The sequence below is a fragment of the Cobetia sp. L2A1 genome, from assembly GCF_009796845.1.
In the GTDB taxonomy this organism is placed as follows: Bacteria; Pseudomonadota; Gammaproteobacteria; order Pseudomonadales; family Halomonadaceae; genus Cobetia.
This window is the reverse complement of the sequence record NZ_CP047025.1, coordinates 3239157-3253107: the sequence shown is the minus strand read 5'-3', so window position 1 is coordinate 3253107 and position 13951 is coordinate 3239157. Positions and strand designations below refer to the sequence as shown.

Below are 13951 nucleotides of genomic sequence, written 5' to 3'. Positions count from 1 at the left end.
GTTTCTCCTCATTGGGGAGCGTGCCTATTTTACGTTTTTGTCATGCTTCATCTGTTATCGCCGTCCGCAAGCGCTGATTACCTTCATCATTGCAGCGCCGGGCCCACGACGAGGAATGCTGGATGCGCCATGCGTTATTGTGCTGCTTTTTGATACTGCCGTTGGGTATAGCGGGGTGTGCAAGCAATTCGTCCTCTCCTCGAGATATGGCGTATTACGATGTTGATCTGCCGGAACTGCCGAAGCTCAAGCGTTATCGGCAGCAGGCAGGAAACCAACAGAGTGCCCAGGACTCGCAGTTTGCGTCATATTCAGGGCCGAGTATTCGTGAAGTGCTGATGGATGAGCACGATCAGTGGGCGGGAACGCCTTATCGGTTGGGAGGCACCAATACCGGTGGGATTGATTGCTCGGCATTGATGCAGCATGTGTTCAGTGACGGATTTGGGATTGAGCTGCCGCGTACCACCTCGGAGCAGGCGAAACGTGGCAAGCGTATCGACAAGTCGCAGTTGAAGCCGGGTGACCTGGTGTTCTTCCGTCCTTCCCGTCGCTATAACCACGTCGGTGTCTATGTCGGTAATGGCTACTTCCTGCATGCTTCCACCTCACGTGGTGTGAAGCTATCGCGATTGGATAATGTGTACTGGGCGCAGCATTACTGGCAATCACGCCGCCCGATGCCGTACGAAGTCATGCAGATGAAACTGGCGATGCGTAGTCAGTAACGCAAAATATCGCCAGCACTCACGACAAACCAAAAACACCCAGCCACGGCTGGGTGTTTTTGGTTTTGTCAGTGGCAGCTTCGATGATCGGCAGAATGCTCGACGACAAAGTCGACAAAGGCCTGTTCTGCACGAGATAGACCGCGCTCCTGACGCCACGCCAGCGATAGCTCTAGCCAGGCCGGTTGGCTAAAGGAGATAGCGGTGAGGTTATTGGCCTCGCGGTCATCCTCTACTACGCGGCGCAGGAAGGTAGTGATACCGAAGCCCCGCGCGACAATTGCCTTGTTCAACGCGATCAGGTTGGACTCGAAACCAATGCTGGCAGTCAGCCCGTGCTGGCTGGCCAGACGCTCGACGAAGTCACGGTGGAAGTAGCCGCGCTTGAATACGACCAACTCTTCGGCAAAGAACTCCTCGACGCTTATCTGGTGGCGGCTGGCCAGAGGATGATCATTGGATAGACAGACCACCATTTCTTCGCTCAGGAAGTGTCGACTGACCAGCCCCGTGGTCTCTGCGCCTGCCTGCTCCTCGACGACAACACCGAGATCCAGCTCACCGCTATCGATCATCTGACGCAGGCTCAAGGTACCGCCCTCGATGACACTGAGCTTGAGGTTCGGGTAGCGTGCCTTGAACGCCATCAGCAGTGGCGGGAAGTAGTAAGACCCCAGCATTGAGGAGACCCCGATACGCACCTCGCCTTTCACGAGGCCATCAAGCTCGGCCATTGCCAGAGCGGTGCGCTGCGCCTGCTCCAATAGCGGTCTGGCATGTTCCAGCAGAGTGTCGCCCGCCGACGTCAGACGTAGGCCACGCGTCCCGCGTATCAGCAGCGGCTTGCCCAGTCGGGTTTCCAGGCCTGCTATTGACTGACTGACCGCTGATTGGGCGAGACTCAGAGATTGGGCCGCCGCAGTGAAGCTACCGTGTTCGACGACACTGACAAACAGCTCGAGAGCACGCAGGTCGAAGGGCAGTTTCATGAGGGATATCTCCATGCGTTGGCATGCCATCACCTTTACTGATGTCATGCATCATGTCGAGCTATTTTACTGATGCTGATCGGGACGTCAGAATTGCATCATCCCCCTGATAATTCTGTCTGTAGGTACCTGATGGCGCTTCCCCTAGCCGTAACATCGTTGACCGGGCATGACGCCCCTCTTCCTGACGCCCTGCAAGCACATGGAAGTGAATGGCGGCGCATGACACAAGCGCTGTGTCTTGGCTCCTTTCTGGTCTTCATCAATCTCTATCTTGTGCAGCCGATACTGCCGTTATTGGCAAGTGACCTGAGGCTTAGCTCACTGCAAGCCAGTCTTACGTTGTCTGTCAGCACCTTGACGTTGGCATTGGCGTTGCTGATATTTGGTCCACTCTCCGATGCGCTGGGACGCCGCCGCATTCTGCTATGGACGCTAACCGGTGGTGTAGCCTGTTCTGGTCTTGCGCTGTTGGTAGACGGTTTCTGGTCACTGCTGGCCGTCCGTGCCTTGCAGGGCTTCTTGCTCGGCGGGCTCCCGGCGGTGGCAGTGGCCTATATGAGTGACGAGATGGAACAGCCTGCACTGATGGTAGCGGTCGGGTTGTACATCAGTGCCAACTCTCTGGGCGGTATCACTGGCCGTGTTGCCGGTGGCTTCGTGGCGGAGCACTGGGGCTGGCAGGCAAGCTTTGCCGTTATCGGGGCCTTCAGTCTGCTGGCGCTGGGTGCGTTATGGCAGTGGTTACCTCGTCAGCGGCGTTTCGTGGCTCAGCCACTCAATCTGATTAGCATGCTGGCAGGACTTGGGCGCCATCTGCGTAACCCGCGTTTGTGGCCGGTCTTTCTGCTCGGTGGCCTGAATTTCTTCATCTTCGTCAATCTGTATAGCTACATGACCTTCCGGCTGAGTGCAGCGCCGTGGTCACTGGGTAGTCAGTGGTTGGGTTTGCTGTTTCTGACCTATCTGGCTGGCACCTTCGGTGCATCACAGTCTGGCAAGTTGGCACAGCGATTGGCCCACCTGCAGCAAAGATGGCGAGATGGGACAAAAGTCCGGGGGCTCGGTGGTGTAAAAGGGAGTCAGCAGGAAGACGAGCACAACAGTGAACAGAATCTGGCAGCAGTGCATCGCACAGGTCAGGCGCTGACCATGATGCTGGGCACCAGCCTGTTGATCGTCGGCACATTTCTCACACTGAGTCAGTCGCTGATCGGCATGATGGTCGGGTTGAGCATCAACGCCTTCGGGTTTTTCCTCGCGCATGCCACCGCCTCCGCGTGGGTAGGGCGTAATGCCGAGGGCGCGCGTGCCAGCGCCAGCGCGCTGTATCTGACGGCATATTATCTGGGTGCGAGCCTTGGCGGTTTCTGGCTGGAACCCTTCTGGCAAGCCGCCGGCTGGCCGGGGGTCGTTGTCGGTGCGGTGCTGGTACTGCTGATTACGCTAGGGCTGGCAGTGTATTGCGGGCGCAAAGCCGCCACGACTCAGTAATCGTCGGGTGTCGGTGCAATAAAAAACGGCTCGCCAGTTGGCGAGCCGTTTTCGTGTCTACCACGACAAACTCTTGTTAAACAATTGGCTTAGTGTGCAGGTGCCTCATCGCCCCAGATTTCCTCGAGGCGGTCATCACGACCACAACCCGAGCGATAGAAGCGGTAGCGTATTGGATTCTTCTTGTAGAAATCCTGGTGGTATTCCTCGGCGGCATAGTAAGGGCCAGCGGCTTCAATTTCAGTGGCAATTCCCTCGGGGAACTTGTCTTTCAATGCCGTGCGGCTGGCCTCAGCGGCTTTTCGCTGCGCCTCATCCAGCGTGTAGATACCGCTGCGATATTGAGTGCCGGCGTCGCAGAACTGGCGATCGACCGCGATGGGGTCGATGTTGTGCCAGAAGACGTCGAGCAGGGTGTCGTAGCTGACCTTGTCAGGATCAAACACGACCTTGACCGCTTCAGTATGCCCCGTACCGCCTGCGGATACCTGTTTGTAGGTTGGGTCGTCCTTCTCACCGGCGGTGTAGCCGGAGGTGGTCGAGATCACACCCTCGAGCTTGTCGAAGGGACCTTCCATGCACCAGAAACAGCCACCCGCAAAGATGGCAACTTCTTGACCTGCATCGACGCCACTCGCGACTCCCTGAGGGACTTTCGCGAGGTCGAAGGCATTGGCGTGGCCAGCCAATAGCAGGCCACTACACAAGCTGACAATCAGCGCGGCGCGAGTCGTGCCACGGCGCAATGTATGAGAAGAGAAGAGTGCGTGTCGGGTCATGATGTCTCCAGAAAAAAAGCGGATCATTGCTGTATGAAGATAAGGTCATGGAACAATGTCCCCATGCCCGTGAGTGGTGCTGACAAGATGCTGGGTTGACGCTCGTATCAAGTTTCTACGCACACAAGTGCCATCTGGATGCCACTATAGGCTGACCGTTGCCCTCGAGTGCTCAGAGCAAGCTGATAGAATGACCAGTGACAACGCCTTGGCTGTGCTTGTTAAAACGTGAATTCAGTGTCGACAGTATGGGGTGCTGTGTGCAAAAGACTGCATCCAGTATGTGATGAGCTTCGTAAGGAAACGGTACATCCAATTTAAATGCCCATACTCGGCAGGAACGGAATAAGGATATCGTCTGTGAACAAACGTAAGCTCTTACTCCTGGTGGCTATCATCGCTGCCATTGTTATCTTCTTCGCTAGCGGTGCGCAGGAGTATTTCACACTGCAGAGCCTCAAGGCCCAACAGGCGAATTTCCAGGTGCTCTTCGATGAGTCGCCTGTGTTGGTGGCGGGCGTCTTCTTTGTCGTTTATGTGGCAATGGCGGGCCTTTCTCTGCCCGGCGCAGCCTTGCTTACATTGCTTGGTGGCGCACTTTTCGGCTTCGGCTGGGGGCTGTTGCTCATCTCCTTCGCCAGTACGATCGGTGCCACGCTGGCCTTCCTTATCTCGCGTACATTGCTGCGTGAAAGTATCGAGAAGCGCTTCCGCCGTCAGCTGGAATCCCTGAACCGTGGTGTCGAGCGTGAAGGGGGGTTCTACCTGTTCACGCTGCGTCTGGTACCGGTATTCCCGTTCTTCATCGTCAATCTGGTGATGGGCCTGACTCGCATGCGTGTGGTCACCTTCTATGTTGCCAGCCAGCTGGGCATGCTGGCCGGTACTGCCATCTACGTGAATGCTGGTCGTGAACTTGGGCAGTTGGAATCGCTGTCCGATATCCTGTCTCCGGCCCTGATTGCTTCCTTCATCGCCTTGGGTCTGTTCCCGTTGATTGCCAATCGTATCGTGGGGTTGATGCGCAAGCGCAAGCAGCAGGCTGGCTTTACCAAGCCGAAGACCTTCGACTATGACATGGTCGTGATCGGCGCCGGCTCTGCCGGTCTGGTCACCAGTTACATTGCGTCTGCGGTCAATGCGCGAGTGGCGCTGATCGAGCGTCATAAAATGGGCGGCGACTGCCTCAACACGGGTTGCGTTCCCTCCAAGGCATTGATTCGCGCTGGACGAGCCGCACATGAGATTCGCCAGTCCGAGCGCTTTGGTATCACCGCCAATGAGCCGGAAATCGACTTCGCCAAGGTCATGGGTCATGTGCATGACGTGGTCGAGAGTGTCGAGCCGCATGACAGTATCGAGCGTTACGAAAGCCTGGGTGTTGAAGTGCATACCGGCCAAGCCATGCTGAAAACGCCTTGGGAAGTGGAGGTCGATGGTCGTGTATTGACCACGCGCAATATCGTGATCGCGACCGGTGCGCGTCCGCGAGTGCCTGCCATCCCGGGTATCGAGCTGATTACCCCGCTGACCTCCGATAACCTGTGGGACCTCAAGATACAGCCCAAGCGTCTGGTGGTACTGGGGTCTGGCCCGATCGGCATGGAGCTGGGGCAGAGCTTTGCGCGCCTGGGGAGTCACGTCACCATCATCGAAGGTGCACCGCGTGTCATGCCGCGTGAAGACGAAGAGGTCAGCACGCTGATGCATGAGCAACTGGCCGGTGAAGGTGTGGATCTGCGTATCAACTCCACAGCCACACGTATCGAAGTTTTGACCGGCAAAGACAGTCAGCCGATGCGTCACCTGGTGGTCAGCTCTCCTGAGGGTGAAGAGAGCTGGATCGAGTTTGATGAGCTGCTGGTCGCCATCGGTCGTGAAGCCAATGTCGAAGGCTTTGGCCTGGAGGCGCTGGGTATTGCAGTCTCCGAGCGTGGCACCATCGATGTCTCCGAATCCCTGCAGACGCTGCAGCCCAATATCTGGGCCTGTGGTGATGTGGCCGGCCCTTACCAGTTTACCCATGCCGCAGGACACCAGGCATGGCACGCAGCGGTCAATGCGCTGTTCGGCGGTCTGAAAACCTTCAAGGTCGACTACCGCATCATGCCGATGGTCACCTACACCGAGCCGGAAGTGGCGCGTGTCGGTCTCAACGAGAGCGAAGCCAAGGCTCAGGGTTACGAGTACGAAGTCACTCATTACGATATGGGCGAGAGTGATCGTGCGCTGGCTGAGCGTTCCACTGAAGGTTTCGTCAAGGTGCTTACCGAGAAGGGACGTGATCGTATTCTGGGCGTGACACTGGTCGGTGCTTTTGCAGGGGAATGGCTGGCTGAGTTCACCATGGCGATGAAACACAACATCGGTCTCAACAAGGTGTTGTCCACCATACATCCGTACCCGACCTTGTCGGAGGCCAACAAGGCCGCAGCGGGCATGTGGAAGAATGCGCATAAGCCTGAAGGTGTGCTGAAGGTGCTGGATCGTTACTTCACCTGGCGTCGTAACGGACGCTTCGAGCCGACCAAGACATTGACGGCGGTTGACGCTTCCAGCACTACTCAAGCATCTATTGCCGCGGAGGCACCGGCCTCTTCGGATACCTCTGCAGCGGATAAGCATTAATCCATAACTCGATGCCGCGACCTGTTTGTACAGCGTCGCGGCATTTCCTTATCGGAGACACCTCTCATGAAGACTGATCATTTGCCGAGTCGCCGTCGTGCGCTGGCGCTGATGGGTGGATCACTATTGGTTATCGCAGGAGTGAGTGCGAGCCCCTGGGCTACCTCGATCGCGTACGCCGCCGATGCTGGCAAGGGAAAGGCAGTGCCTGAACTTGCAGCATTGGAATGGAAGGCCATCACTGAAAAGGCGCGTGGCCAGCGCATCGATTTCCATGCATGGGGTGGTAGCGAAGCCACCAATTCCTATCTGCGTGACCAGGCTCGGATTGCAGCCCAGCGTCATGGGATTGAAGTGCGTCACGTCAAGATTGCCGATACGGCTGAAAGTGTCTCGACGCTATTGGCCGAGAAGGCGGCGGGTCGTAGCGACGGCAGCATCGATGCCATCTGGATCAACGGCGAGAACTTTCGTGCCTTGAAGCAGGCCGGACTGGCATGGGGGCCGTTCGTTTCTCGCCTCCCCAACAGTGAATACCTGCTGAAAGGGATTGGCTCGCGCGACTTCGGGCTGGCGACCGACGGTATGGAAGCACCGTGGGGCCGTGCCCAGCTGATCTTCATGTATGACACGGCGCTGCTCAAAGCGCCGCCGCGCTCCATGTCAGCATTGCTTGAGGTGGCACGAGAGAATCCGGGGCGGGTGACTTACCCTCAGCCCCCCAGTTTTCATGGCACCACCTTTCTCAAACAGGCCCTGATTGAGCTGATACCGGTTGAGCAACGCAATGTACTCGCGACATCCTTCGTGGATGATACGCAGTTTGCGCGTATCACAGCCCCCTTGTGGCGGTATCTGGATGCGCTGCATCCGCTGATGTGGGCGCAGGGTGAGCGTCAGCCGGCCGGTGCCGAGGAGCAAATGAAACTGCTCGCACAACGCAGTGTCTGGATCGCCTTGAGCTTCGTGTCGCAAGAAGTCGCCAATGGGCGCAAGGAAGGGCGGTTGCCGCCGACAATAGAACCCTACATTCATGACGGCGGCACACTCGGCAATGTGCACTATCTGGCGATTCCGGCTACGGCGCAGCACAAGGCTGCAGCACTGGTATGGATCAATCAGTTGATGTCAGCACCAGCGCAGGCGGCCAAGGCTGACCCTTCGCGCTGGGGCGATGAGACAGTGCTTGATGTGGCACGCTTGCCTGATGAAAAGCGTCAAGCCTTCGATGAGCTACCCAGCTTGGCGGGCAGCATGAGCCCTGAGGCACTTGGCACGCCGTTGAGTGAGCCTCACCCCAGCTGGACTGACGCGTTGGAGGCCGAGTGGGCGCGACGCTATCGCAACTGAGACAGCTGATGACCGGTAGGCGACGCACTGAGTCCGGTGCAGTATCGCTATCGCTGACACCGGCCCGCGTGCTGCGCTGGGGGGTGCTGTTGCTGCTGCTTGGCCCCACGGCATTGGGGCTGGCTGGATTGGTGGCGCCTGCCTTTGGCCTCTGGCCGACGCTTGGGTTCGAGCATGTCTCTGACGTTGCCTGGCAACGATGGTGGGCATTGCCGGGTCTGGCTGATGGTTTTCGCCTGACGTTGATCAGTGGAGTCGGCGGTACGTTGCTGGCGATACTACTGACACTGGGCTGGTTGACGGCAGCGGCAGGCACGGCTTTTGGGGAGCGACTCGAGCGACTGCTGGCACCCGTTCTGGCGATGCCGCATCTGGCGCTCGCATTAGGGCTATTGTGGCTGGCAGCGCCGAGTGGCGTGCTGATGCGCTTGTTACTGGCACCGTTCGAGGTCTTGGTGCCACCGCAATTCCCGCTGCCCGATGCTCATGGCATCACGCTGGCGATCGGTCTGGCCTTGAAAGAAGCTCCGTTCTTGATGTTGATGGCCCAGACAGCGTTATCCCGCTTGCCCGTCAGAGCGCAGTTACAGGCAGGGCAGGCGCTCGGCTACAGCATCCCTCAGCTGCGCTGGCGCATCCTCATGCCACAGGTGATACGGGCGATTGCCTTGCCGATTGGTGCTGTACTGGCTTATTCGCTCGCGGTGGTGGATGTCGCACAGGTGCTTGGCCCAACGCGCACGCCAACATTGGCGGTACGACTGGTTGAATTATGGCGTGACAGTGATCCGACGGCACGGTTGCCGGCGAGTGTCGGTGCGCTGGTCCTGGCACTTCTGGTCATCGTGATGATGGCGCTAGGGGCTGCGCTGGGACGTCAGTTACTGCGGTGGCACCGCGATTGGACACTGGATAATCCGCCGGCCAGAGCCTGCGAAGTCTCTGGTCCTGCAAGTGTCGCAAGAGGCGCCAAGTCAGAAAGCATCAGCCGAATCATTCGCATCATGCTGGGCATTGTCACGGTGACCTCACTATTGGCGTTTGCCGTGATTGCGCTGCAGTCACTGGCCAGAAGCTGGTTCTTCCCGTCACTGCTCCCCACGCGCTGGGGACTGGAAAGTTGGCAGCAGGCGTTGGCCGGTTTAGGCGATGCCTTCACAAACAGTCTGTGGCTGGCAGTGCTGGTTGCCACCTTGTCGGTCATTCTCAGTGTCGCGGTATTCGAGCGTGAGCGGGAAAGCGGACGCTTGCGTGGCTTTGTCGTGTGCCTCTACCTGCCGCTGTTATTGCCACAAGCCAGCTTCCTGTTCGGGTTTCAGGTCGGCTGGCTGAGTCTAGGTGCTAGTCCCGGCTGGCCGGGTGTGGTGATCGGCCATCTATTGTTCACACTGCCCTATGCCTGGCTGACCTTGGCAGGCCCGTGGGCACGCTTCGATGTGCGATTGGAGCAGGCGGCGCGGCTGCTGGGCAGCTCGCGACTTGAAGCGCTGATCGGCATTCGTCTGCGCTTGATGCTGCGGCCGCTAGCCATCAGTTGGGCCGTCGCCTTCGCGGTGAGCATCGCCCAGTACGTGCCTACCGTAGTGCTGGGCGGTGGACGCGTGCCAACCCTGACCACCGAGACGCTGGCACTGGCAACGGGGGCTGATCCTCGCCTGACGGCGGTAGCCGCCTGTCTGCAAGCCTGTCTGCCGCTGTTGATTTTCCTGCTGGCACGTTGGGTGCCAGCAGGTCGCGCCGTGGTACCGACGCGCGGATGAAGCGAGCTAGAACCATGCATGTCACAACGAGATGGCGCAGAGACCTGGCTCGCCAATGATCAATTTACGGACTCATCGATTTACTCATGCGGGAGCGGAGCATGCTGGATAAGTGGACCTCACGTTGGGTACAACCGCCATTGAAACGCCTGGCACGTAGCGCAGCAGCACGCGGCCTGCATCCTGATCAGCTGACGATTACCGGCTTCGTGATCGGCATTACTGCCTTGCCGCTGCTGGCCTTTGGTCATTTCGGGCTGGCACTGGTGGCCATCTTGATCAACCGCGTAGTGGATGGATTGGATGGTGCGCTGGCCCGCCACGCCGGCTTGAGCTCAGATGCCGGTGGCTATCTGGATATCTGTCTCGATTTCTTGTTCTACGCCGGCGTGGTGGTCGGCTTTGCATTGGCCGACCCCACTGCCAATGCCATGGCTGCAGTGGTGCTGTTGTTCGCTTTTGTGGGCACGGGGTCAAGCTTTCTGGCGTTTGCCATCATGGCCGCCAAGCACCAGATAGAACGGCCCAACTTCACCCGTAAGGCCTTCTATTATCTGGATGGCCTGACTGAAGGTACCGAGACTATCGGCTTCTTCGTACTGGTCTGTTTGATGCCTCATTACTTTGCACTGTTGGCGTGGATATTTGCCGCAGCTTGCATCCTGACCACGCTAACGCGCGTATGGGGAGGGTATGTCACCTTGCGGGCGCAGGGCTGAAACCTGTCCTTGCCTGATGGTGAAGTCGCTTTTATCACACTCGCCACCATCGCCATCCCGATGCCTTTATGGAGTCTGTCCATGTCGCTCACTATTCGTCTGACCTCTGCCGCTATCCCTGCCGCGCTAATGCTCGCAGGAGGCCTTGTGGCAGTGTCGCTGTCATCTGCCGCCGTTGCTGCTGACAAGGCCTACACGCCTGCGCAGATTCTGGCATGGGGTGAGAAAACCTTTGAAGGTCATACCGCCTATCGCGTGGTTGAGCGTGACGGCTTGCCTGCGCTGGAGGCGCAGGCGCAAGGCCAGGCCTCGGCACGTTTTCTCGAGGAAGACCTTTCTCTGGAAGAGACCCCCTATCTGAAGTGGTGCTGGCAGGTTGATAGCATCTATCCGGCGCTGAATGAGAAGACCAAGAATGGCGATGACTATCCGGCGCGCCTGTATGTCGTCAACAAGACTGGCATCCTGCCGTGGCAGGTTGAGGCGATCAACTACGTGTGGTCAAGCAATGAAGCCAAGGATAGCCACTGGGACAACGCATTCACTGATCGCGCCGTGCTGTTGGCGGTAGAGTCGGGTGCAGACAAGGTTGGTCAGTGGGTAGCGGAAGTCCGTGACTTGCGTGCGGACTACGCGGCCTTGTTCGACAGCACGCCAAGCAAGATTTCTGGACTTGCGCTGATGGCAGATGGTGATAATGCCGGTGGGTCTGCCACCGCCTATTTCCGCGGTCTGAGCCTGTCTAGCGACGCGACACCGCCGCAATGTGGTAGCTAGTCAACCCATTGATTGAGTGGATAGACACAAAAAAACCCCGCCTCTGATGACTCAGGGGCGGGGCTTTCTGCTCAGGCCTCACACAGCGAGTGTGGGGCACCTGTCAGACGACGTTGTCATCTTGCAGGGGAAGAGGCGGAGCTTAGTGCTCCACGCCGCCTTCACCGTGAACGTGACCGTGTTCCAGTTCTTCAGCAGAAGCTTCACGCACTTCGGTGATCTGGACGTCGAAGTTCAGGGTCTCGCCGGCCAGCGGGTGGTTGCCATCGACAACGACAGTGTCGCCTTCGACCTTGGTGACGGTGACCATCAGCGGGCCGCCCTGGGTCTGTGCCTGGAACTGCATGCCTGCTTCGATGTCTTCGACACCCTGGAATGCATCGCGCGGCACTTCCTGGACCAGTGCTTCCTGAACTTCACCGTAACCTTCTTCCGGTGTCACAGCGACTTTCAGTGCGTCACCGGATTGCTTGCCGTCGAGTTCTTTCTCGAGGCCCGGAACAATGTTGCCAGCGCCGTGGATGTAGGCCAGCGGCTCACGACCTTCAGAAGTGTCCAGCACTTCACCGTCGTTGTTGGTGAGGGTGTAGTGGAAAGAGACTACGGCATTTTGGGCGATTTGCATGTTAGGGGCCTTTCAATAGGTATATGAACGTCAATAATAGCGTGCCCCTGAGGTGACTGTCAGGGGGGATGACGGAAAAAAGCCGCGTATTACGTGGCTTCCGGCCTGCTGGTGACATCACCACAAGAGTGGTTCAGCGCACGCTATCCTGTCTTGAAATAATAGGTGACGCCCGCAAGTGCACTTTTCAACCCTGCTGGCAGAATTTTTCTTGTATATGGCGTGGCTGGTCGCCGCACCTCCACGTCAGTCAAAAAACACTGACGACAGCAAGCGTCGTGCTGTCTGTTGGCAGGCAATCTGCTCCTCGTATAGAGGACTTGCGACGATCAGCATGAGAAGGATGCGCTCACCAGCTTGCGAGGGCATCAGGGTGTGGTTACTCTGCCTACTCGGACATGGCGGATTTCTGGCGCGAGACGTCAATGGCATTTCTCGCTCCGCATGTTCCGCCCCGTGACCACTAACGGGAAATGACAATCACATGCTCCATGCGACCCCTATTTTCAGGAGAGAATTTCGATGACCGTGACATTGATCTGGCTGGTGAGCTTTGCGGCGTTCTACATGTTGTGCTTGAACTGCTGGGAAGGTTCGCTGGGCGCCACCGTCAAACGCATCATTCCTGAGCCCCTCAGCATTGATAGTGGAGACCGCTATGTATGGGGCGGCGCGTTGGCAGTGTTGGGTGCCACCTTCATCGTCAATCCCATCTCCATGTTGATGGCACTGATCATGCTGACATTGATTATCTTCATTGGTGGCAAGCTGATCTGCTGGGGCATGAGCAAGGTCAAGATGCACTGATTTCCCTGGGATACGCCACCATGGCGTATCCCAGACACACGAAAGCCGGGCATATGCCCGGCTTTCGTGTGTCTGGGACCTGGAATTCCATGCCGTGGTGGTGTACACGCCTACGTGAAGGATCCAATGACGCTCAGTCGTAGTAACCGCGCCTGCCTAGGTCACCGGAATGACTGGCGACAATGCCACTGCCCCCAACATCGCAAGCGCCAACGCTAATTTGAGTGACTGGAAAGGCTGGCGCGACTGAAGAAGATGAAATGGCAGCTCCAACGCAGAACCGGATTGATTCAAGCAAGCGCGTGCGAAGTGGTCAGCATGCGGGGCATCGGTGGAAGCAGGGCACATAGCAACTCCTCGGCAGAAAGTTGGGCATAAAGCGTGGTCAAGCTTCATACCTATAACCTTGCACAAAAAGCCGTCTTTGTATAGGAAGCTAATTAGTTTCTACGCAGATTCCTGCGTTTTTGAGGACGTTTCCATTGCCGACACTCAGCAAGATTCGGATCGATTTTTCGATACTATTATAGTAAAAGGCCATCTCTTTTAGAGATGGCCTTTTTAGTTACGACTTACTCAATAAGGCGCGACGCTCAGGTTGGCGCCGTAGCCGACGAGGCGGACACGTTGACCCACTGTGAAGGCGGTGTCGGCTTTCTGGACGACAATGAGGCTGTCGCCTGCATCACGGCGAACTTCAATTTCGTAGGCGTCGACCCGATCGACATTATCAGCAATCGCCTTTCCGGCGACACTGCCCCCGATGGCGCCTGCTGCTGTCGCGATGGCACGACCAGAGCCGCCACCAATCTGGCTGCCGAGCAAGCCGCCGAAGACTGCACCACCAATGCCGCCCAGTACGCTGCTACCTTCATCGGTCGCCTGAATCTGTACCGGGCGCAGCGATGTGATAGTGCCGTAGGTGACGGATTGGGCACGCTTGGCCTGGTCACCGGTGTAGACGTTGCCGGAGTAGATATCACTGTTGGCACAGCCGCCTAGCGTTAGCATGCCGATAGCAATGACAGGCAACCAGCGGCGAGTGGCAGTACGTCGGTTCTTGATAAGGGAAGGCGTCATGGTGGTTTCTCCTTGCATGAAGCGGTGTCACTTGAGGTTTTGATAAGGGTGCTGAGAGCGATGCTTGGTAGGCGATCACTTCCATTGACCGCCAGTAGGCTCTCGTCGTGTCGTGGCATGATACGTCTTTCAGACACTGAGAGAACACTGTTTTCTAACAGTATAGACCACGCTGACGATAGCGGGTTCCACGTCTTGAAACGCTGAGACGACGC

Annotated in this window: 12 protein-coding genes; 8 read left to right on the top strand and 4 right to left on the bottom strand. The window is 57.6% G+C overall.

Annotated elements, in window-relative coordinates:
* The first annotated feature begins 122 nt into the window (after window positions 1-122).
* Window positions 123-728, top strand: coding sequence for a C40 family peptidase (locus GQR90_RS13875; RefSeq protein ID WP_158774630.1), 606 nt, complete (start codon window positions 123-125; stop codon window positions 726-728).
* 68 nt (window positions 729-796) lie between these two features.
* Here the strand turns inward: GQR90_RS13875 and GQR90_RS13870 are convergent, their stop codons facing one another.
* A complete protein-coding gene (locus GQR90_RS13870) occupies window positions 797-1717 on the bottom strand; it encodes a LysR family transcriptional regulator (protein ID WP_158774629.1) in 921 nt (306 codons plus the stop codon).
* A gap of 222 nt (window positions 1718-1939) precedes the next feature.
* On the opposite strand from GQR90_RS13870, the gene GQR90_RS13865 reads away from it, so the two are divergent.
* Window positions 1940-3211 carry an MFS transporter gene (locus GQR90_RS13865; RefSeq protein WP_158774628.1) on the top strand — a complete coding sequence of 424 codons (1272 nt, stop codon included), beginning with the start codon at window positions 1940-1942 and terminating at the stop codon, window positions 3209-3211.
* An 89-nt stretch (window positions 3212-3300) separates the two neighbouring features.
* Here the strand turns inward: GQR90_RS13865 and msrA are convergent, their stop codons facing one another.
* The gene (gene msrA, locus GQR90_RS13860; protein ID WP_158774627.1) at window positions 3301-3990 is read right to left on the bottom strand and encodes a peptide-methionine (S)-S-oxide reductase MsrA; all 690 of its coding nucleotides are present in this window, start codon (window positions 3988-3990) and stop codon (window positions 3301-3303) included.
* A 360-nt stretch (window positions 3991-4350) separates the two neighbouring features.
* Between msrA and GQR90_RS13855 the strand changes: the two genes are divergently transcribed.
* The 5 genes from GQR90_RS13855 to GQR90_RS13835 all read left to right on the top strand — a co-directional run bounded on the left by GQR90_RS13855 (window position 4351) and on the right by GQR90_RS13835 (window position 11224).
* On the top strand, window positions 4351-6618 hold the full coding sequence (locus tag GQR90_RS13855) for an FAD-dependent oxidoreductase (protein ID WP_199269434.1): 2268 nt from the start codon (window positions 4351-4353) through the stop codon (window positions 6616-6618).
* Window positions 6619-6684: 66 nt separating this feature from the next.
* Window positions 6685-7968 carry an ABC transporter substrate-binding protein gene (locus GQR90_RS13850; protein WP_158774625.1) on the top strand — a complete coding sequence of 428 codons (1284 nt, stop codon included), beginning with the start codon at window positions 6685-6687 and terminating at the stop codon, window positions 7966-7968.
* A gap of 8 nt (window positions 7969-7976) precedes the next feature.
* Window positions 7977-9728: an ABC transporter permease gene (locus tag GQR90_RS13845; protein ID WP_158774624.1), complete on the top strand. Its 1752-nt coding sequence runs from the start codon at window positions 7977-7979 to the stop codon at window positions 9726-9728.
* A 101-nt stretch (window positions 9729-9829) separates the two neighbouring features.
* Entirely contained in the window at window positions 9830-10447 is a 618-nt protein-coding gene (locus tag GQR90_RS13840) for a CDP-alcohol phosphatidyltransferase family protein (protein WP_158774623.1), read from the top strand.
* Window positions 10448-10528: 81 nt separating this feature from the next.
* Entirely contained in the window at window positions 10529-11224 is a 696-nt protein-coding gene (locus tag GQR90_RS13835) for a DUF3047 domain-containing protein (RefSeq protein ID WP_158774622.1), read from the top strand.
* A gap of 142 nt (window positions 11225-11366) precedes the next feature.
* Here GQR90_RS13835 and GQR90_RS13830 read toward each other — a convergent pair whose 3' ends face one another.
* Window positions 11367-11849: an FKBP-type peptidyl-prolyl cis-trans isomerase gene (locus GQR90_RS13830; protein ID WP_158774621.1), complete on the bottom strand. Its 483-nt coding sequence runs from the start codon at window positions 11847-11849 to the stop codon at window positions 11367-11369.
* A 522-nt stretch (window positions 11850-12371) separates the two neighbouring features.
* Between GQR90_RS13830 and GQR90_RS13825 the strand changes: the two genes are divergently transcribed.
* Complete coding sequence (locus GQR90_RS13825; protein ID WP_158774620.1) at window positions 12372-12656, top strand: hypothetical protein; 285 nt, start codon at window positions 12372-12374, stop codon at window positions 12654-12656.
* Window positions 12657-13232: 576 nt separating this feature from the next.
* Here the strand turns inward: GQR90_RS13825 and GQR90_RS13820 are convergent.
* Window positions 13233-13736 (bottom strand): glycine zipper 2TM domain-containing protein, encoded by a 504-nt coding sequence (locus GQR90_RS13820; RefSeq protein ID WP_158774619.1) that lies wholly within the window; start codon window positions 13734-13736, stop codon window positions 13233-13235.
* Between the last annotated feature and the right edge of the window lie 215 nt (window positions 13737-13951).